Origin of the sequence: Kitasatospora sp. NPDC002040, from assembly GCF_040296785.1 — a bacterium.
Classification (GTDB): domain Bacteria; phylum Actinomycetota; class Actinomycetes; order Streptomycetales; family Streptomycetaceae; genus Kitasatospora.
Map to the genome: position 1 here is coordinate 1 of NZ_JBEOXV010000013.1, position 18,710 is coordinate 18,710.

16 protein-coding genes and 1 riboswitch are annotated in these 18,710 nt (G+C 74.4%); of the genes, 7 read left to right on the forward strand and 9 right to left on the reverse strand.

Annotation, left to right across the window (positions count from 1 at the left end):
* Positions 1 to 93: 93 nt before the first annotated feature.
* Together ABT118_RS24335 and cobN are read right to left on the reverse strand one after the other, a co-directional pair.
* Positions 94 to 2,280: a hypothetical protein gene (locus ABT118_RS24335; RefSeq protein ID WP_350672633.1), complete on the reverse strand. Its 2,187-nt coding sequence runs from the start codon at positions 2,278 to 2,280 to the stop codon at positions 94 to 96.
* A 252-nt stretch (positions 2,281 to 2,532) separates the two neighbouring features.
* Positions 2,533 to 6,141, reverse strand: a complete 3,609-nt coding sequence (gene cobN / locus ABT118_RS24340; RefSeq protein WP_350672635.1) for a cobaltochelatase subunit CobN — start codon at positions 6,139 to 6,141, stop codon at positions 2,533 to 2,535.
* A 105-nt stretch (positions 6,142 to 6,246) separates the two neighbouring features.
* Positions 6,247 to 6,356, reverse strand: a riboswitch (cobalamin riboswitch).
* 97 nt (positions 6,357 to 6,453) lie between these two features.
* Between cobN and ABT118_RS24345 the strand changes: the two genes are divergently transcribed.
* Genes ABT118_RS24345 through ABT118_RS24360 form a run of 4 tightly spaced genes read left to right on the forward strand, consistent with a single transcriptional unit; the run spans position 6,454 to position 10,720 of the window.
* Positions 6,454 to 7,653, forward strand: coding sequence for a ferredoxin-like domain-containing protein (locus ABT118_RS24345; RefSeq protein ID WP_502884657.1), 1,200 nt, complete (start codon positions 6,454 to 6,456; stop codon positions 7,651 to 7,653).
* Positions 7,650 to 8,276 carry a precorrin-8X methylmutase gene (locus tag ABT118_RS24350; RefSeq protein WP_350672637.1) on the forward strand — a complete coding sequence of 209 codons (627 nt, stop codon included), beginning with the start codon at positions 7,650 to 7,652 and terminating at the stop codon, positions 8,274 to 8,276. Before ABT118_RS24345 ends, ABT118_RS24350 begins: the two co-directional genes overlap by 4 nt.
* Complete coding sequence (locus ABT118_RS24355; protein WP_350672639.1) at positions 8,273 to 9,781, forward strand: precorrin-2 C(20)-methyltransferase; 1,509 nt, start codon at positions 8,273 to 8,275, stop codon at positions 9,779 to 9,781. The genes ABT118_RS24350 and ABT118_RS24355 overlap by 4 nt, the downstream gene beginning before the upstream one ends.
* 42 nt (positions 9,782 to 9,823) lie before the next feature.
* Positions 9,824 to 10,720 carry a S41 family peptidase gene (locus ABT118_RS24360; RefSeq protein WP_350672641.1) on the forward strand — a complete coding sequence of 299 codons (897 nt, stop codon included), beginning with the start codon at positions 9,824 to 9,826 and terminating at the stop codon, positions 10,718 to 10,720.
* Here the strand turns inward: ABT118_RS24360 and ABT118_RS24365 are convergent.
* Positions 10,691 to 11,425 carry a cobalt-precorrin-6A reductase gene (locus ABT118_RS24365; protein ID WP_350672643.1) on the reverse strand — a complete coding sequence of 245 codons (735 nt, stop codon included), beginning with the start codon at positions 11,423 to 11,425 and terminating at the stop codon, positions 10,691 to 10,693. The two genes, ABT118_RS24360 and ABT118_RS24365, sit on opposite strands and share 30 nt — an antisense overlap.
* Positions 11,426 to 11,445: 20 nt before the next feature.
* Here ABT118_RS24365 and ABT118_RS24370 point away from each other — a divergent pair, with 20 nt between their 5' ends.
* The 3 genes from ABT118_RS24370 to ABT118_RS24380 all read left to right on the forward strand — a co-directional run bounded on the left by ABT118_RS24370 (position 11,446) and on the right by ABT118_RS24380 (position 13,939).
* Positions 11,446 to 12,555 (forward strand): cobalt-precorrin-5B (C(1))-methyltransferase, encoded by a 1,110-nt coding sequence (locus tag ABT118_RS24370; protein ID WP_350672645.1) that lies wholly within the window; start codon positions 11,446 to 11,448, stop codon positions 12,553 to 12,555.
* Between the two features lie 147 nt (positions 12,556 to 12,702).
* Positions 12,703 to 13,356 (forward strand): molybdopterin-dependent oxidoreductase, encoded by a 654-nt coding sequence (locus tag ABT118_RS24375; RefSeq protein ID WP_350672942.1) that lies wholly within the window; start codon positions 12,703 to 12,705, stop codon positions 13,354 to 13,356.
* Positions 13,340 to 13,939, forward strand: coding sequence for a cytochrome b/b6 domain-containing protein (locus ABT118_RS24380; RefSeq protein ID WP_350672647.1), 600 nt, complete (start codon positions 13,340 to 13,342; stop codon positions 13,937 to 13,939). The genes ABT118_RS24375 and ABT118_RS24380 overlap by 17 nt, the downstream gene beginning before the upstream one ends.
* Positions 13,940 to 13,974: 35 nt before the next feature.
* Here ABT118_RS24380 and cobM read toward each other — a convergent pair whose 3' ends face one another.
* From cobM to ABT118_RS24410, 6 genes are all read right to left on the reverse strand, one after another.
* Positions 13,975 to 14,727 carry a precorrin-4 C(11)-methyltransferase gene (gene cobM, locus ABT118_RS24385; RefSeq protein ID WP_350672649.1) on the reverse strand — a complete coding sequence of 251 codons (753 nt, stop codon included), beginning with the start codon at positions 14,725 to 14,727 and terminating at the stop codon, positions 13,975 to 13,977.
* On the reverse strand, positions 14,724 to 15,992 hold the full coding sequence (gene cbiE, locus ABT118_RS24390) for a precorrin-6y C5,15-methyltransferase (decarboxylating) subunit CbiE (protein ID WP_350672650.1): 1,269 nt from the start codon (positions 15,990 to 15,992) through the stop codon (positions 14,724 to 14,726). The genes cobM and cbiE overlap by 4 nt, the downstream gene beginning before the upstream one ends.
* 90 nt (positions 15,993 to 16,082) lie before the next feature.
* On the reverse strand, positions 16,083 to 16,697 hold the full coding sequence (locus tag ABT118_RS24395; RefSeq protein WP_350672651.1) for a class I SAM-dependent methyltransferase: 615 nt from the start codon (positions 16,695 to 16,697) through the stop codon (positions 16,083 to 16,085).
* A gap of 106 nt (positions 16,698 to 16,803) precedes the next feature.
* On the reverse strand, positions 16,804 to 17,145 hold the full coding sequence (locus ABT118_RS24400) for a DUF5713 family protein (protein WP_350672652.1): 342 nt from the start codon (positions 17,143 to 17,145) through the stop codon (positions 16,804 to 16,806).
* A gap of 46 nt (positions 17,146 to 17,191) precedes the next feature.
* On the reverse strand, positions 17,192 to 17,788 hold the full coding sequence (locus ABT118_RS24405) for a hypothetical protein (RefSeq protein ID WP_350672654.1): 597 nt from the start codon (positions 17,786 to 17,788) through the stop codon (positions 17,192 to 17,194).
* Between the two features lie 120 nt (positions 17,789 to 17,908).
* A complete protein-coding gene (locus ABT118_RS24410) occupies positions 17,909 to 18,664 on the reverse strand; it encodes a bestrophin-like domain (protein ID WP_350672655.1) in 756 nt (251 codons plus the stop codon).
* Positions 18,665 to 18,710 lie beyond the last annotated feature (46 nt).

Sequence of the window (18,710 nt, forward strand, 5' to 3'; positions counted from 1 at the left end):
AGACCGGTGCGGCCACCGCCGCCCCCGGCCGCGACGCGGCGATAGCCAACGCCAAGGCCAACGGCGGACGCCCCCACCGGGGCTTCGGGCAGGTCAGCTCGCGTAGCAGTAGCGGTTGCTGAGCGGCACGTTGTCGAAGCGGACGGTGCGCCAGGCGGTGTACGGCGTGGCGGACCAGAAGATGTTCACCCGGACCACCAGGCAGCCGCCGCGGTTGTAGGCGTCCCGGGTGTTGTTGTAGGCGCTGTTGTAGTAGTAGGCGATCGCGATGGCGCAGGCGCCCACGGCGACCGGGTGCCCGAGCCGGGCGCAGATGATGCCGCTGGCGGTGGCGACGGTCCAGCCGTTCCGGTCGAACTGGTCCTTGATCCAGCGGGTGGTGGCCTTGCTGAAGTACCAGGAGCAGGTGATGATCCCGCAGTTGCGGTTCACCGACGGGTCGGCGACCACCGGGAAGACCGGGCTCACGGTGCCGCCGGCGACGGCCGCCGGGGTGAGGTCGATGTTCAGGGTGAGGGTGTTGCCCTGCACGGTGTAGCTGGTGGGCCAGGTGCGGCCCGCGGCGTCCCGGGCCCAGGGCTTCTGGATCCGGCCGATCTCCTCCAGCAGGACGGCCGGGTCGGTGTCGCTGACGTGCTCGCGGACGATCAGTGCGCTGCCGTCCAGCTCGTCGACGGCGAGGTGGGTGTCCGCGGGCAGGGTGACGGGGAAGGCGTAACTGCTGGGCGCGGAGGCGCTGTTGAGGTGGGCGAAGGTGCGGAAGCCGCCGTCGGCGGTGGGCTGCACGCCGACCGAGTAGCTCCCGGTGGTGCCGCTGTACAGCACGGTGCCGGCAGCGGTGCGGGAGGCCGTGCCGGTGGCGGGGAGGCCGAAGGTGGCGGTGGCCCCGGTGGCACTGGTCAGGGTGACGCCCTGCTGCGGGTCGCGCGGGATCCGGACGGTGGTGGTGCCGGAGTCGTCGGTCTTCGAGGAGACGGCGATGTACTGCGCGTCCGAGCTGGTCTCGGTGCTCAGGTCGGCGGTGCCGGTGATGTTCTCGATCGCCTCACCGGGACCGGCGGGAGCGGGGAAGACCCGGTCCACCAGCTCGGCGTAGGAGTAGACGTCCACCCAGACGGTGACCGGGGCGGTGCCGGTGTTGCGCAGGCTGATCTTCCCGTCGGAGCCGAGCTTGGCCAGCGTGAAGCCGGTGTTCTCCAACCCCGCAAGGTAGTTGACGGTGCTTCCGGCGGGCGCGGTGCCGCCGGAGGGGTAGACCTGCACGGCGCCGGCGGCGTCGGCGCCGAAGGCGGTGACGCTCGCACCCACCGCGGTGCTGTTCAGGACCGGGACGCCGGAGACGCCGCGGGGGTCGACGGTCTTCACGCCGTTGGCCGGGAGGACCAGCTTCTCCGCGATCCGGACCGGGTTGACCGGGCGGATCGCGGAGCGCAGCCCGGCGGTGGTGGAGTCGGTGAAGTAGCCGGCCACGTCCACCGCGACCTCGGCTCCGCCCCACGCCAGGTTGTGGATGTTCACCGTGCTGTTGGTGCCGATCTTGGCGACGGTGAAGTTCTGCTGGACGGCGTCCTTGGCGTAGTCGAGGGTCGCGTCGGCCGGCCAGCCCTCACCCGCCGGGTAGACCCGGATGGTGCCGGTGGTGGCGCTCTTCACGGTGACGGTGAGGGCGACGGCCTGCACGCCGGTGGCGGGCACGCCGCCGAGGCCGAGCGGCTTGAGTTCGAGGTTGCCGCCCGCGCCGACGGTGGTCGGCGCGAGGATGCGCTGCGGGGTCAGCGGGACGAAGGACAGGCCCGAGCCCTGCTGCTGGGTGTAGCCGTGCACGTCCAGGTAGATCCGGGCGCTGCCGGTGCCCTGGTTGATCAGCTTGATCTTCCCGTCCGAGCCGACCTTGGTGATCAGCGTGGTGGCGGCGTAGTGCGCCTTGTCGTAGCTGACCGCACCGGTGTCCGGCTCGACCTCCCCGGAGGGGTGGAGCACCAGTCGGCCGAGGTCGGTGCTGCCCTTGGCCGCCACGTTCACCGTCACGGAGGCGAGGCCGGCGGGCAGGCCGGAGGCGCCGGAGACCTGGACCGCGAGCGCGGCGCCCGGCTCCAGCTCGACGTCGCTCAGCAGCCGGACCCGGGTGGTGGTGTAGCCGCCTCCGGTCTCGGCCGCTGCGGTGGCTGCGGTCACAGAGGCGCCGGGAGTCACCGCAGCCGAGGGCACGGCTCCGGTGGCGGCGGTGGTCAGCAGTGCCAGGGCGGATAAGACGGTCAGGACGGTGCGGCGCAGGCGCATGGCGTTCCCCGTTTCGCTGGAGACCGGTGGGCCGGGAGCCGCACCGGGCCGCCGGTGTGCTCCGGCAGCCCGGCGATCGTGGCACCGGTTGACGTGCACCTGCGGGTCGTTCGTATGAAACCCTGTCAGCTGCCAGGTGGGGGACCGGCATTCCCTTTACCGGTTCTCCCAGGTGGGGGGAATTCCGGGGAAGAACGACGGCCGCCCGCCCCGCAGGTGTGCGGGACGGGCGGCGCGGGCACTGCGCAGGGGTCAGCTGTCGCCCTCCAGGTCGCCCTCGGTCTCCAGGAAGGCGGTCCGGAGGGCGTCGATCAGGGCCGGGTCGGGCTCGGCCCAGAGGCCGCGGTCGGCGGCCTCGAGCAGGCGCTCGCTGATGCCGTGCAGCGCCCAGGGGTTGGCCCCGCTGAGGAACTCGCGGTTGGTGGGGTCGAGCACGTACTCCTGGGTGAGCTTCTCGTACATCCAGTCGGCGACCACGCCGGTGGTGGCGTCGTAGCCGAACAGGTAGTCGACCGTGGCGGCCATCTCGAAGGCGCCCTTGTAGCCGTGCCGCCGCATCGCCTCGATCCAGCGCGGGTTGACCACCCGGGCGCGGAAGACCCGGGCCGCCTCCTCGGTGAGGGTGCGGGTGCGAACCGTCTCCGGCCGGGTGGAGTCGCCGATGTAGGCGGTCGGGGACTTGCCGGTGAGGGCGCGCACGGTGGCCACCATGCCGCCGTGGTACTGGAAGTAGTCGTCCGAGTCGGCGATGTCGTGCTCGCGGGTGTCGGTGTTCTTGGCCGCGACGGTGATCCGCCTGTAGGCGGTCTCCATCTCCTCCCGGGCCGGCCGGCCGTTCAGCTCGCGGCCGTAGGCGTAGCCGCCCCAGACCGTGTAGACCTCGGCCAGGTCGGCGTCGGTGCGCCAGTCCCGGCTGTCGATCAGCTGGAGCAGGCCCGCGCCGTAGGTGCCGGGGCGGGAGCCGAAGATCCGGGTGGTGGCGCGGCGCTCGTCGCCGTGCTCGGCCAGGTCGGCCTGGACGTGGGCCCGGACGAAGTTCTCGCCCTCGGCCTCCTCCTGGGCGGCCGCCAGCCGCACCGCGTCGTCCAGCAGCGCGACCACGTGCGGGAAGGCGTCCCGGAAGAAGCCCGAGATCCGCAGCGTGACGTCGATCCGGGGGCGGCCCAACTCGGCCAGCGGGATGGCCTCCAGACCGGTGACCCGGCGCGAGGCGTCGTCCCAGACCGGCCGGACGCCGAGCAGCGCGAACGCCTCGGCGATGTCGTCGCCCGCCGTCCGCATCGCGCTGGTGCCCCAGAGCGAGAGGCCCACCGACGGCGGGAACTCGCCGTCGTTGTCGGCCTGGTAGCGCTCGACCAGCGAGGCGGCCAGCGCCTGCCCGGTCTCCCAGGCCAGCTTGGACGGCACCGCCTTCGGGTCGACCGAGTAGAAGTTGCGCCCGGTCGGCAGCACGTTCACCAGGCCGCGCAGCGGCGAGCCGGACGGGCCGGCCGGCACGAAGCCGCCGCCCAGCGCGTGCAGCACGGCGTCCAACTCGTCGGTGGTGGCGGCGAGTCGGGGCACCACCTCGCGGGCGGCGAAGTCCAGCACCTCGCGGACCGCGTCCGGGTGGCCGGCTGCGACCTTCTCCACCGCGGCCGGGGCCCAGTCCTCGGCCTCCATCGCCTCGACCAGCGCCCGGGCCTGCGCCTCGGCCGCGTCGGTCGCCCCCAGGGTGAGCGCCGCCTCGTCCAGGCCGAGCGCCTCGCGCAGGCCGGGCAGCGCACTGACGCCGCCCCAGATCTGCCGGGCGCGCAGGATGGCCAGCACGATGTTGACCCGGTCCACCCCGGCGGGCGCCTGGCCGAGCACGTGCAGGCCGTCCCGGATCTGGGCGTCCTTGATCTCGCACAGCCAGCCGTCGACGTGCAACAGGAAGTCGTCGAAGCCGTCGTCCTCGGGGCGCTCGTCCAGGCCGAGGTCGTGGTCGAGCTTGGCGGCCTGGATCAGGGTCCAGATCTGCGCCCGGATCGCGGGCAGCTTGGCCGGGTCCATCGCGGCGATGTTGGCGTGCTCGTCGAGCAGCTGCTCCAGCCGGGCGATGTCGCCGTACGACTCGGCCCGGGCCATCGGCGGCACCAGGTGGTCGACCAGGGTGGCGTGCGCCCGGCGCTTGGCCTGGGTGCCCTCGCCCGGGTCGTTGACCAGGAAGGGGTAGACCAGCGGCAGGTCGCCGAGGGTGGCGTCGGGGCCGCACTCGGCCGAGAGCGCGGCGGTCTTGCCGGGCAGCCACTCCAGGTTGCCGTGCTTGCCGAGGTGCACCACCGCGTGGGCGCCGAAGCCGTTGTCCTCCTGGGCGGCCTCGATCCAGCGGTAGGCGGCCAGGTAGTGGTGGCTCGGCGGCAGGTCCGGGTCGTGGTAGATCGCCACCGGGTTCTCGCCGAAGCCGCGCGGCGGCTGGATCAGCACCAGCAGGTTGCCCGAGCGGATGCCGGCCAGCACGATGTCGCCGTCCGGGTTCTGCGAGCGGTCCACGTAGAGCTCGCCGGGGGCCGGGCCCCAGTGCTGCTCGACCTGCTCGCGCAGACCGGCGGGCAGCTTCGCGTACCAGCGGCGGTAGTCGGCGGCCGGGATGCGGACCGGGTTGCGGGCCAGCTGGTCCTCGGTCAGCCAGTCCTGGTCGTAGCCGCCGGCCGCGATCAGGGCGTGGATCAGCGCGTCGCCCTCGTGGCCGTCGTCGGTGGTGTCCAGGCCGGGGACGTCGGTGCCGATGTCCATGCCCTCGGCCCGCAGCCGGGTGAGCAGCCGGATCGCCGAGGCCGGGGTGTCCAGGCCGACCGCGTTGCCGACCCGGGCGTGCTTGGTCGGGTACGCGGACAGCACCAGGGCCAACCGCCGCTCGGCGGCCGGGACATGGCGCAGCCGGGCGTGCTTGACCGCGATGCCCGCGACCCGGGCGGACCGCTCGGGGTCGGCGGCGTAGACGGTCAGGCCGTCCTGGTCCAGCTCCTTGAACGAGAACGGGACGGTGATCAGGCGGCCGTCGAACTCCGGCACCGCGATCTGGGTGGCGGTGTCCAGCGGGGACAGGCCGTCGTCGCTGGCCTCCCACTGGGCCCGCGACCAGGTCAGGCAGAGCGCCTGCAGGATCGGCCGGTCCAGCGCGGCCAGCGCACCGGCGTCCCAGGCCTCCTCGTCGCCGCCGGCCTGCGCGTCGGCCGGGCGGGTGCCGCCCGCCGCGAGCACGGTGGTGACCAGCGCGTCGGCCTGCCCCAGCTCGGCCAGCAGCTCGGGCTCGGCGCCGCGCAGCGAGGCGCAGTAGAAGGCCCGGGCCCGGGCGCCCTGGTCCTCGATCGCCCGGCAGAGGGTCTCGACGAAGGCGGTGTTGCCGCTCATGTGGTGGGCGCGGTAGTAGAGCACCGTGACCAGCGGGCCGTCGTTCTCGGCGGCCTGACGCTCCAGCGGACCCCAGGCGGGGGCGGAGGCGGGCGGCTCGAAGCCGTGGCCGGTGAGCAGCACGGTGTCGGAGAGGAAGGCGCCGAGCTCGGCCAGGTTGGCCGGGCCGCCGTGCGCGAGGTAGGCGTGCGCCTCGGCGGCCAGACCGGCCGGGACGGTGGAGAGCTCCATCAGCTGGGCGTCCGGGGCCTGTTCACCCGTCAGCACGATGACCGGGCGCGGCCCGGCCAGCAGCGCGTCCAGGCCCTCCTGCCAGGCCCGGCGGCCGCCGAGCAGCCGGACCACCACCAGGTCGGTGCCGTCCAGCAGTTCGGGCAGGTCCCCGACGCCGATCCGGGCCGGGTTCCCCAGGCGGTACGGGACCGGTCCGGCCGAGGCGCGGGCGCTCAGCAGGTCGGTGTCTGAGGTGGAGAGGAGCAGGATCATGCGGAGGCCCTCCCGGCCGTGACGACGCCCCGGGACGGAGGCAGGAACCGCGAGGAACAGCGCATGGTGGAGCCTTCCTCGAGGTCCGCGCCCCGGGCAGTGTGAGGACGGCAGGAGTTCCTGGCTCCCAGGGCTGGGCCCTGGTCACAGTGGCGGGACCGCACCGGGTTCGCACCGGTTTCCTCCACATTGCCGTCGCTGGCAGCGGACCGGCCGCGAGGCCCGTCCGCTGAGCATCGTACGGGGTGGCGCCGGGGATGGGACCAGGCCCACGTGATGCACCGGACACCGGCGAACCGGCCGATCGTCGGTATGCTCGCCGCCATGCCACCCGCACCCGCCGCTGCCGAGTCACGCCCCGGTCCGTCCGACCGGGAGCGCGGTGACGCCTGCCCGGGGGCGCTCCGGCTGCATCCGGCCGACGACGGTGCGCTGGCCCGGGTCCGGCTGCCCGGAGGACTGCTGACGGACCGTCAGGCGCTGGTGCTGGCCGGGCTGGCCGAGCGGTGGGGCGACGGCGCGCTGGAGCTGACCTCGCGCGGCAACGTCCAACTGCGCGGCCTGCCCGCCGACTCGGGCGCCGAGCTGGGCGACGCGCTGCGCGCGGCCGGGCTGCTGCCGTCGGAGACGCACGAGCGGGTCCGCAACATCGTCGCCTCCCCGCTGTCCGGGCTGGACGGCCGCGGGTACGCCGACGTCCGGGCCTGGGTGCGGGAGCTGGACCAGCGGCTCTGCGCCAGCCCGGCGGCGGCCGGACTGGCCGGGCTGTTCCTGTTCGCGCTGGACGACGGGCGCGGGGACGTGGCGGCGCTGGACGCCGATGTGACATTGATCGCAACGCCGGGCGGCGGCGCGCTGCTGCGGCTCGGCCGGGCCGTCACCGCCCGCCGGGTGGCGGCGGGTGACGAGGCGTCCGCCGCGCTGGCCGCCGCCGAGGAGTTCATCGCCGCGGCCGGTGCCAAGGCCTGGTTCGTCCGGGACGCCCCCGAGCTGGTCGACCCCGGCGCCGAGCCGCTGCCCCCGCCGACCGGCACCGCGCCCGAGCCGGGCCGGTTCGACGGCGGCCTGGTGGTCGGCACCCGGTTCGGCCGGCTGAGCGCGGCGCAGCTGCGGCAACTCGCCGCGGCCGCCCCCGAGCTGCGGATCACCCCCTGGCGCAGCGTGGTGCTCCCCGGCGCCACCGGTCCCGCCCCGGCGGGTCTGCGCACCGCACCGGGATCGCCGTGGGAGCGGGCCACCGCCTGCACCGGCGCGCCCGGCTGCGCCAAGTCGCTGGCCGACGTGCGGACCGATGCCGCCCGGGCGCTGGACCTCGCGGTCGAACCGGGTGCCCCCGTGCACTGGTCCGGCTGCGAACGGCGCTGCGGCCACCCCGCCGGTGCGTGGGTGGACGTGCTCGCCACCGGGGCGGGCTACCGGGTGACGGCCCATCGGATGTCCGGCCCGACCTCGCAGGACCTGACAACGGAGCAGATGGCCGAGGCGGTAGCCGAGGCCCGGAGGACCACGTGATCGAGTACGAGAAGGACGGGGCGGCCATCTACCGCGAGTCCTTTGCCACCATTCGGGCCGAGGCCGAGCTGGCCCACCTGCCGGCCGACGTCTCCCAGGTCGTGGTGCGGATGATCCACGCCTGCGGGATGACCGACCTGGTGCAGGACGTGCTCCACTCGCCCCGGGTGGTCGCCGACGCCCGGGCCGCGCTGCGGGCCGGGGCGCCGATCCTGTGCGACGTGTCGATGGTCGCCAGCGGGGTGACCCGCAAGCGGCTGCCCGCCGACAACCAGGTGATCTGCACGCTGTCGGACCCCTCGGTGCCCGGGCTGGCCAAGGAGCTGGGCAACACCCGCTCCGCCGCCGCGATGGAGCTCTGGCTGCCGCACCTGGAGGGCGCGGTGGTCGCCGTCGGCAACGCGCCGACCTCGCTGTTCCGGCTGCTGGAGCTGATCGAGGCCGGTGCCCCGCGCCCGGCCGCCGTGATCGGCGTCCCGGTCGGCTTCATCGGTGCGGCCGAGTCCAAGGAGGCGCTGGCCGCGCACCCGTCCGGCCTGGAGCACCTGGTGGTCCGGGGCCGGCGCGGTGGCAGCGCGATGGCGGCTGCCGCGATCAACGCGATTGCGAGCGAGGAAGAATGACGGAGCGTACGACCGGTCTGCTGTACGGCGTCGGGCTCGGCCCCGGCGACCCGGAGCTGGTGACGGTCAAGAGCGCCCGGCTGATCGGCGAGGCCGACGTGGTGGCGTACCACAGCGCCCGGCACGGCCGGTCGATCGCGCGCTCGATCGCGGCGCCGTACTTCCGCGAGGGCGTGGTCGAGGAGAAGCTGGTCTACCCGATCACGGTCGAGACCACCGACCACCCGGGCGGCTACCGGGGCGCGCTGGACGAGTTCTACGAGCAGGCCGCCGAGCGGCTGGCCGCGCACCTGGACGCCGGGCGCACCGTGGTGGTGCTGGCCGAGGGCGACCCGCTGTTCTACGGCTCGTACCAGCACATGCACAAGCGGCTGGCGCACCGGTACCCGACCGAGGTGGTCCCCGGCGTGACCTCGGTCAGTGCCGCGGCGGCCCGGCTCGGCAAGGCGCTGGTGGAGGCCGAGGAGGTGCTCACCATCCTGCCCGGCACGCTGCCGGAGGAGGAGCTGACGGCCCGGCTGGCCTCGGCCGACTCGGCCGTGGTGATGAAGCTCGGCCGGACCTTCCCGACCGTGCGGCGGGCGCTGGAGCGCTCCGGCCGGCTGGCCGAGGCGCACTACGTCGAGCGGGCCACCATGCCGGGCGAGCGCACCGCGCCGCTGGCCGAGGTGGACCCCGACTCGGTGCCGTACTTCTCGGTCGCGGTGCTGCCCAGCCGGGTCGCGGCCGGTGCGTCGGCCCCGGCGTACGACGGCCCCGGCGAGGTGGTGGTGATCGGCACCGGACCGGCCGGGCCGCTCTGGCTCACCCCCGAGGCGCGCGGTGAACTCGCCGCCGCCACCGACCTGGTGGGCTACACCACCTACATCGACCGGGTGCCCGTGCGGGCCGGCCAGCAGCGGCACGGCTCGGACAACAAGGTGGAGGCGGAGCGGGCCGAGTTCGCCCTCGACCTGGCCCGCCGGGGCCGCCGGGTCGCGGTGGTCTCCTCCGGCGACCCGGGCGTGTTCGCGATGGCCACCGCCGTGCTGGAGGCCGCCTGCGCCGAGCCGTACCGCTCGGTACCGGTGCGGATCGTCCCCGGCATGACGGCCGCGCACGCCGCCGCCTCCCGGGCCGGCGCCCCGCTCGGCCACGACTACGCCGTGGTCTCGCTCTCCGACCGGCTCAAGCCCTGGGAGGTGGTGGCGGCCCGGCTGCGCGCCGCCGCCGGGGCCGACCTGGTGCTGGCGCTCTACAACCCGGGCTCGCAGTCCCGCACCACCCAGGTCGGGCTGGCCCGGGACGTGCTGCTGGAGCACCGGGCCGCCGACACCCCGGTGGTGCTGGCCCGCGACGTCGGCGGGCCGACCGAGCGGGTCCGCACCGTGCGGCTCGGCGAGCTGGACCCGGCCGAGGTCGACATGCGGACCATCCTGCTGATCGGCTCCTCGCAGACCCAGGCGGTGCAGCGCGACAACGGCACCGAGGTGGTCTGGACGCCGCGACGTTACCCGCCGGTTTAATTCTCTGGTCAGCGGGGGGCGGTGGCCCTAGCATCGCCCCCCATGACCTCCAACCACGAGATCCTCGACGCCGCTCTGGCCAAGATCACTTCCCGGTACGTCTTCCCCGAGGTGACCGCCGCGCTCGAGGACGCGATCCGCGGGCGCGCCGCCGGCGGCGAGTACACCGGACTGGCCGGGCCCGAGCTGTGCGCGGCCGTGACGGCCCATCTCCAGGAGGTCCAGCCGGACAAGCACCTGCGCCTGCTCTGGTCCGACGAGGCCGTCCCGGTCGAGGAGGACGACTCGCCGGAGGAGGAGAAGGAGCGCTGGGCGGCGTACTACCGCAAGGGCAACTACGGCATCCAGCGGGTCGAGCAGCTCGACGGCAACATCGGCTACCTGGACCTGCGGTTCATTCCCGACGCGGACGCCGGGTACCAGGCGTTCGGCGCCGCGATGCAGCTGGTCGCGCACACCGACGGCCTGGTGATCGACCTGCGCAACTGCCGCGGCGGCTCGCCGAACGGCGTCGCGCTCTGGTGCAGTTTCTTCTTCGCCGACGACGAGCTGCACCTGAACGACATCTACGACCGGGAGACCGACTCCACCCGGCAGTTCTGGACCTACCCGCACCTCCCGGCGCCGCGCTACCTGGACCGCCCGGTGACCGTGCTGACCGCCGCCTTCACCTTCTCCGGCGGCGAGGAGCTGGCCTACAACCTCCAGGCCAACCGGCGCGCCACCCTGATCGGCGAGACCACCCGGGGCGGCGCCCACCCGACCGAGCGGTTCGCGCTCACGCCGCACGTGGCCGTCACCGTGCCGACCGCGCGCTCGATCAACCCGATCACCAAGACCAACTGGGAGGGCGTCGGCGTGGTCCCGGAGGTCGCCGTACCGGCCGACCAGGCGCTGGAGACCGCACTCTCACAGCTGCGCGAGCCGGTCCAGGGCTGACGGGACGTCCGGGACCGTCGGCACGCCCGCCGGCGGTTCCGGACGGCGCACGATCACCACCGGCAGGCCCAGTTCACGGGCGGCGGTGAGCTTGGGGGCGGTGGCCGCGCCGCCGCTGTCCTTGGTCACCAGCACGTCGATCCGGTGCTCGCGCAGCACCGCCCGTTCACCGTCCAGCGTGAACGGCCCCCGGTCGAGCAGGACCTCGATGTGACGGGGCATCGGCGGCTCGGGTGCGTCCACCGAGCGGGCCAGGAAGTGCAGGCCGTCCAGCACCGCGAAGGCGCCCAGCCCCTGGCGCCCGGTGGTCAGGAAGACCCGGCTGCCGAGCGCCGGAAGCGCCGCCGCCGCCTCGTCCAGCGAGCCGACCGGGTGCCAGCGGTCGCCCGGAACCGGCACCCAGCTGGGACGACGCAGGGCCAACAGGGGAACATGGACCTCGGCGGCCGCCTCGGCCGCGTTACGGCTGATGGCTCCGGCGAAGGGATGGGTGGCGTCGATGACCGCGTCCACCCGCTCGGCCCGCAGCCAGGCCACCAGCCCCGCGACCCCGCCGAAGCCGCCGACCCGCACCCCGCCGACGGGCAGCCGGGGGTGGGCCACCCGCCCGGCGAGCGAACTGGTCACCTTCAGTTCGGTACGGTCGGCCAGGGCGGCGGCCAGCTCGCGGGCTTCGGTGGTGCCGCCGAGGATCAGGATGTGCAACGGAACTCCAGGGAACGTACGTGGCTGGTGAGACTACGGGAGGCCGGGCCGGACAGCTCAAGAGCAGCGGCCTCCGGCACGGCTGGACCACCGGGGCGTGCGCGACGGCGGCCACCACGGCCGCGTACACCGCCCTGCTGACCGGCGACTTCCCCGACCCGGTGACCATCACCCTGCCCAAGGGCCAGCAGCCCGCCTTCGCCCTGGCGGCCGAGGAGTTGGGCTCCGGTGCGGCGATGGCCGCCGTGGTCAAGGATGCCGGGGACGACCCGGACGTCACGCACGGGGCCCTGATCCGCTCCACCGTACGGCTCGGCCCGCCCGGCAGCGGCGTGGTCTTCCGGGCCGGCCCCGGGGTCGGGACGGTCACCAAGGCCGGGCTGCCGATCCCGGTCGGCGAGCCCGCGATCAACCCGGTGCCCCGGCAGCTGATGCGCGATCACGTCGCCGAGGTGGCGGCCCGGTACGGCGGTAGCGGCGACGTCGTGGTGGAGATCTCGGTCGACCACGGCGAGGAGATCGCCCGTTCCACCTGGAACCCCCGGCTCGGCATCCTCGGCGGCCTGTCGATCCTGGGGACGACCGGGATCGTGGTGCCGTACTCCTGCTCGGCCTGGATCGACAGCATCCGGCGCGGGGTCGACGTGGCCCGGGCCGCCGGGCGCACCCACGTCGCCGGGTGCACCGGCTCCACCTCGGAGAAGGTCGCCGTCGCGGTGCACGGCCTGCCGGAGGACGCACTGCTCGACATGGGCGACTTCGCGGGCGCCGTGCTCAAGTACGTCAAGCGCCACCCGGTCGACCGCCTCACCATCGCGGGCGGCTTCGCCAAGCTCTCCAAGCTCGCCGCCGGGCACCTCGACCTGCACTCGGCCCGCTCCCAGGTCGACAAGGGCTTCCTCGCCGCGCTGGCCCGCACCGGCGGCGCCGCCCCGGAGCTGGTGGCGGCGGTGGCAGCGGCCAACACCGCGCTGGAGGCGATCCAGCTCTGCTCGGCCGCCGGCGTCCCGCTCGGGGACCTGGTCGCGGCGGGTGCCCGGGACACCGCGCTGGACGTGCTGCGCGGCGCGCCGGTCGCGGTCGACGTGATCTGCATCGACCGCGCGGGCACCATCGTCGGCCGGGCCTGAGCCCGGCGACGGTCCGCGCAGACATGACGGAAGTCTGACGTCCGGGCCCCGGCCCTGGTCACCGGGCGCCGGGGCTGGTCTGATCGGGGTGTGACGGACGAAGGCAGGACGGCGGGAGCACCGGTCGGGCGGCGGGTGGTGCTGGCCATGCTCGGGCTCGGGGCGGCAGGGGTGGCGGCCGGGCCGTTCCTGCAGCGCGGGGTGGAGGCGGTGACCAGCAAGGACCCGACCGGCCTGACCGGGCTGCTGCCCGGGGGCGGCGGCTTCCGCTACTACTCGGTGGTCAGCTCGGTCCGGGCCAGGACGGCGGCCGACTACACCCTCACTGTGGACGGGCTGGTGGACCGCCCGGCGAGCTACCGGCTGCCGGAGCTGCAGGCGCTGCCGCAGCGGCGGATCGTCCGCGACGTGCAGTGCGTGACCGGCTGGCGGGTGCCCGCCACGCCCTTCGAGGGCGTCCGGCTGGCGGACCTGCTGGACTCCGCCGGGGTGCAGCCGGGCGCCACGGCGGTCCGGTTCAGCTGCTTCGACGGCGCGTACACCGAGAGCCTGACCCTCGATCAGGCCCGCCGCGACGACGTCCTGGTGGCGCTGCGGATGCAGGACGCCCCGGTCACCCACGAGCACGGCGGGCCGGTGCGGCTCTACGTGGCGCCGATGTACTTCTACAAGTCCGCGAAGTGGCTCTCCGGGATCACCCTCACCTCGGACGTCCAGCCCGGCTACTGGGAGCGGCTGGGCTACGACGTGGACGCCTGGGTCGGCAAGTCGAACGGACGCGACGATGCCCCGACCGCCTGAGTCCCCGCGCAGGCCGCGGTTCAGCCCGGCCGAGCGGCGGGTGCACCGGGCCACCGCCGCGCTGATGCTGAGCTGCCTGGTCACCGCCGCGTTCCTGTACTACCCGCCGCTGTCCCAACTGGTCGGCCGGCGGCGGCTGGTGGTGCTGGTGCACGAGTGGTCCGGCCTGCTGCTGCCGGTCCCGCTGCTGCTCGGCCTGGTCTCGCACGCCCTGCGCGCCGACCTCACCCGGCTGAACCGCTTCACCGCCGTGGACCGGGACTGGCTGCGGGCGGTGCGGCGGCGCTCGTACCGGCGCCCGGCGGGCAAGTTCAACGCGGGGCAGAAGCTGTACGCGGCGTTCACGGCGGGGGCGGTGCTGGTGATGCTCGGCACCGGCCTGCTGATGTGGTTCACCCACCTCGCCCCGCTGCTCTGGCGCACCGGCGCCACCTTCGTCCACGACTGGCTCGCCGTCGCGGTGGCCGTCGCCGTCACCGGCCACGTCTACCAGGCCGTCAAGGACCCGGAGGCCCGCCGGGGCATGCGCACCGGCACCGTCGCCACCGACTGGGCCACCCGCGAACACCCGGACTGGGAGTAGGCCGCCCGCAGCAGGTCCCAGGCGTACCCGGTCGGTCAGACGCAGGGGTGGCGGTCGCGGTCGGCCGAATAGAGGTGGCTGTCGCGGAAGCCGGAGGCGCCCAGGGTGCGGCCGACCAGGATGACGGCGGTGCGGAGCACGCCCGCCTCCTTGACCTGGGCCGCGATGTCGCCGAGGGTGCCGCGCAGCACCAGCTCGTCCGGGCGGCTGGCCATCGCGACCACGGCGGCCGGGCAGTCCGCGCCGTAGTGCGGCAGCAGTTCCTCGACCACGCTCTCCACGTAGCGGGTCGCCAGGTGCAGCACCAGCAGGGCGCCGCTGCGCCCGAGGGTGGCCAGGTCCTCGCCCTCGGGCATCGGCGTGGCCTGGCGGGCCACCCGGGTGAGGATGACGGTCTGACCGACCGTCGGCACGGTCAGCTCGCGCTTGAGCGCGGCCGCTGCGGCGGCGAAGGCGGGGACGCCGGGAACCACCTCGTACGGCACGCCCGCGGCGTCCAGGCGGCGCATCTGCTCGGCCACCGCGCTGAACACCGACGGGTCGCCGGAGTGCAGCCGCGCCACGTCCTGGCCGGCCTCGTGCGCGCGGACCAGCTCGGCCACGATCTGCTCGAGGTTCAGCTCGGCGGTGTCCACCAGCCGGGCGTCGGGCGGGCACTCGGCCAGCAGCTCCGGCGGGACCAGGCTGCCGGCGTACAGGCAGACCGGGCTGGCCGCGATCCGCCGCTGGCCGCGCAGGGTGATCAGGTCGGCGGCGCCGGGGCCCGCGCCGATGAAGTAGACGGTCACGCTGTGTCCTCTCGGGTCCCTCGGTGGGTCTCGCTCCGGGTCTCTCTGACGACCGACCACTGGGTGACCGGCATCGCCTGCCGCCAGCCGGTGAAACCCCCGACCGGGACGGCGTGCGCCACCGCCAGCCGGAGCAGCTCGCCGCCGTGCCGCCGGTACCACTCGGTGAGCAGCGCCTCGGACTCCAGCGTCACCGTGTTGGCCACCAGCCGTCCGCCGACCGGCAGCGCGGCCCAGCAGGCGTCCAGCAGGCCGGGCGCGGTGAGGCCGCCGCCGACGAAGATCGCGTCCGGGGTGGGCAGCCCGGCCAGGGCGGCCGGGGCCGGGCCGGTCACCACCCGGAGCCGGGGGACGCCGAGTCCGGCGGCGTTGCGGGCGATCCGGCCGGCCCGGACCGGGTCGCGCTCGACCGTGACGGCCCGGCAGTCACGGTGCGCGCGCAGCCACTCGATCGCGATCGAGCCGGAGCCGCCGCCGATGTCCCAGAGCAGCTCGCCGGGCGACGGGGCGAGGGTGGCCAGCGTGGCGGCCCGGACGTGCCGCTTGGTCAGCTGGCCGTCCGACTCGTACGACCCGTCCGGCAGGCCCGGGACGAGTGAGTGGCGCGGCCCGTCCGCGGCGCAGTCGAGGGCGATCACGTTGAGCGGGTCGCCGGGCGGGTGCGGCCAGGCGGCGGCGGTGCCGTCGAGGTGGTGCTCGGCCGGACCGCCGAGCTGCTCCAGCACCCGGAGCCGGGTCGCGCCCCAGCCCTGACGGGTCAGCAGCTCGGCGACGGCGGCGGGGGTGGCGGCGTCCGCGCTCAGCACCAGGACGCGGCGGCCCGGCTGCAGCGCCAGGTTCAGGGTCTCCAGGGGGCGGCCGACCAGGCTCACCACCTCGGTCGACTCCAGCGGCCAGCCCAGCCGGGCGCAGGCGTAGGAGAGGGAGGAGGGGTGCGGCAGCACCCGGAGCCGGTCGGCCCCCGCCACCTCGGCCAGGGCGCGGCCGATGCCGAAGAACATCGGGTCACCGCTGGCCAGCACCGCCAGGCCGGCGTGCGCGTGCTCGGCCAGCAGGGTGGGGACGGCGGGCCGCAGCGGGGTCGGCCAGCCCACCCGGGCGGCCGTCACCTCGCTTGGCAGCAGCTCCAGTTGGCGCGGCCCGCCCAGCACCGTCCGGGCCGCGAGCAGCGCGGCCCGGCCCTGCTCGCCGAGTCCGTCCCACCCGTCGGCCCCGATCCCGACCACCGTGATCGGCGGGCCGGACGGCAGAACGCTGCTCAACACGGACTCCTCAGCGGGGAACACGCAGGTCGGAAGGGGCACCCGGCAGCCTACCCGGGCCCCGCCGGGGCACCCGCAGCACCCGGCGGTGTCTCAGCCGGCGGCGGGGCGGCGCAGCTTGAGGGTGTTGTCGATCCGGACGGCGGGTTCGCCGTCCGGGCCCTTCTGGGTCCGCTCGTACTCCTCGCAGGTGAGCACCTGCCAGGCGGGGAGGGCCAGGTCGGCGAGGACCTGCTGCGGGGTGGGGAGGTCGATGTCGGGGCGGGGGCCCTGGTGCCAGTCCGGCCAGGGGCCGTGGCCGATGATCAGCAGGGTGCCGCCGGGGGCGACCGCCGTGGCGGCGGTGCGCAGGATCTCGGCCCGGGGCATCTCCGGCGAGTACAGGAAGCTGGCCGTGACCAGGTCGTACGTCCCGGCCGGGAAGCTGACCGCGAGGTCGTGCTGCTGCCAGTCGATCAGGTCGCCGACGCCTTCGGCCCCGGCGTGCTCGGCCGCCCGGGCCAGGGCGACCCGGGAGACGTCGGAGGCGGTGACCCGCCAGCCCTGCCTGGCCAGCCAGATCGCGTCGCCGCCCTCGCCGGAGCCGAGCTCCAGCACGGTGCCGGGGGTGAGGCCGGCGGTCTCGCGGACCAGGGCGGCGTTCGGCTCGCCGCTCCAGATCCGGTCGCTCTGGCCGTAGCGCTCGTCCCAGAACTGCTCGGTGGTCATCAGCTGCTCTCCGTCCGTCGGTGGTGCCGTCCCGACGATGCTGCGCCCGGGGGTGCTCCGGCGCCAAAGCCTGTTGCCGATTCGGCAAACGTGGCGGGCCCCGGTGTCACCACTCCCGGGCGGAGATGAGCTGCTCCACATCGGCGTCGGTGAAGCCGTACGCCGAGGCGACGAACCAGAAGTCCTCGGCGATCTCCTCCCGGGCCACGGTCTCGATCTCGCTGCCTGCCGCCTCGAACTCGGCCTCCAGCGCGTTGAACTCCTCCGTCGCGACCTCGGTGAGCGCGTACAGCGCCGCCAGGTCGGACGGCTGCTCGGCCTCGATCCGCTCGCACAGCCGCAGCAGGACCGCCCGGCCCAGGTCGAGGACGTGGTCCGGGTAGTAGGCGTCCGCGTAGAGCGCCTTCAGGAACGGGTGTCCAGCCACCTGCTGGTTGGTGATCGCCATGCCGGCATCCTGCACCCTCGCACCGACAGACCGGTCCGCGGACCGGCTACCGGCGCCCCGTGGTCGGCGTGCTCGGCCGGCCGGTGGCCGGGTCCACGTTGAAGACCGTGATCTCGTGCTCCGCGGTCACCGTGAGCTGGCCCGGGCCGGACCAGGCGGCGCCCTTGAAGTAGCCGCGCCCGTCGCGCTCGTTCCACCTCCCCAGGTCCCAGTGGCGGGCGGACCAGCCGGTGCCGGTGAGCAACTCCACGTGGAAGTCCGGGTCGATCGAGAAGGCGGTGTCGGTCACGGTCAGCACACGGTCGGGGTGGTCCGGGTCGGCCTTCCGGACGGCCGGCCGCGCGTCGCTGCCGGTCACGAACGTCAGGGCCACGATCGGCAGCCCGACGGCACCGATCGCCAACAGGGCGGCCGCGCAGCCGATCTGGGACCACTGGGTGCGGAACTCGCACTCGACCACCACCGAGACCACGGTCAGCACGACCGCAGCCCCGAGCAGCAGCACCGGGTGGTTGAACCAGCGCTCGACCTCCACCAGCCCACCCGACCGGGAGGCCAGCAGCCCCGGCAGGTACGCCAGCACTGCCAGCAGCGCGAGCCCTCTGAGCGACCACGCGATCCGCCTGCGCCGCCTCGTCCTCATCCGTCCCCCCGGGTGATCATGTGGCCGGACTGTACTACGGGGCGTGGGCTGTGACGGTACGGGTCGGGGCCCGGCCGGCGTGGTGCGGCAGGGCCCCGAGGGTGTGGTGCGGCCGGAGGGTCAGCCGGGGAAGAGGTCGAGGAAGGGTTGGGCGGTGACGGCGATGCCCCGGCCGAAGGGGTTGTCGAAGTCCCAGATCAGGAAGAGCAGGAAGCCGATCAGGGCGCTGAAGGCGGCGGCGAGCATCAACTCCCGTGGGGAGCGCCGGATCTGGAGGGCGAAGAGCATGCCGACGGTGACCACCGCGCCGGCCACCAGGCCGAACCAGACCACGCCCGGGAGGGCCGGGCCGACGCTCTGGCCGCGGGAGTTGCGGGCCTCGTCGGCGGTGGCGACGCGCTCGACCATGGGCTGGTAGGCCTGGTTCTCCAGCTCGCTCTGCGGGGCGCGTTCGGTCACGGTCTGGCGCAACTGGTCGAGCAGCGCGGTGCCTTCGGGGGAGAGCTCCTCGTGCTTCTCCATGTAGGACCACTCGGTGTCGACCACGTACGAGACGTAGGCGTCGACCTGGCTGCGGACCTTGTCGCGGTCGGCGGCCGGGAGCACCTCGGCGCGGGCGCTGACCTCGTGCAGGGACTGGGCCTCGCGGAGGGCGTCGGCCTGGGCGGCGCCGCGGGCCTCCCAGACGCCGGCGATGGCGAGGCCGAGGACGATCGCGTAGACCACGCCGATCATCATGGTCATGTACTCGATGACGTCCGGCGTCTCGGTCGGGTCGTCGTCCTCACCGACCCGACGCTGTCGCAGTACGACGACCGCCAGCACCACGGCGCACACGCCGGCCATGGCGATGAGGAGTGCCACCCACTCAGACATGAGAGAGCTCCAATTCGGTTTCCGGTGGATTCAGTTCAGGGGGTGG

What these genes read in the sequence shown, in the direction of transcription:
- ABT118_RS24335 (WP_350672633.1), bottom strand. Translation starts at nt 2,280, where the DNA reads ATGCGCCTGCGCCGCACCGTCCTGACCGTCTTATCCGCCCTGGCACTG.
- cobN (WP_350672635.1), bottom strand. Translation starts at nt 6,141, where the DNA reads ATGATCCTGCTCCTCTCCACCTCAGACACCGACCTGCTGAGCGCCCGC.
- ABT118_RS24345 (WP_502884657.1), top strand. Translation starts at nt 6,454, where the DNA reads ATGCTCGCCGCCATGCCACCCGCACCCGCCGCTGCCGAGTCACGCCCC.
- ABT118_RS24355 (WP_350672639.1), top strand. Translation starts at nt 8,273, where the DNA reads ATGACGGAGCGTACGACCGGTCTGCTGTACGGCGTCGGGCTCGGCCCC.
- ABT118_RS24360 (WP_350672641.1), top strand. Translation starts at nt 9,824, where the DNA reads ATGACCTCCAACCACGAGATCCTCGACGCCGCTCTGGCCAAGATCACT.
- ABT118_RS24375 (WP_350672942.1), top strand. Translation starts at nt 12,703, where the DNA reads ATGCTCGGGCTCGGGGCGGCAGGGGTGGCGGCCGGGCCGTTCCTGCAG.
- ABT118_RS24380 (WP_350672647.1), top strand. Translation starts at nt 13,340, where the DNA reads ATGCCCCGACCGCCTGAGTCCCCGCGCAGGCCGCGGTTCAGCCCGGCC.
- ABT118_RS24395 (WP_350672651.1), bottom strand. Translation starts at nt 16,697, where the DNA reads ATGACCACCGAGCAGTTCTGGGACGAGCGCTACGGCCAGAGCGACCGG.
- ABT118_RS24400 (WP_350672652.1), bottom strand. Translation starts at nt 17,145, where the DNA reads ATGGCGATCACCAACCAGCAGGTGGCTGGACACCCGTTCCTGAAGGCG.
- ABT118_RS24405 (WP_350672654.1), bottom strand. Translation starts at nt 17,788, where the DNA reads ATGAGGACGAGGCGGCGCAGGCGGATCGCGTGGTCGCTCAGAGGGCTC.
- ABT118_RS24410 (WP_350672655.1), bottom strand. Translation starts at nt 18,664, where the DNA reads ATGTCTGAGTGGGTGGCACTCCTCATCGCCATGGCCGGCGTGTGCGCC.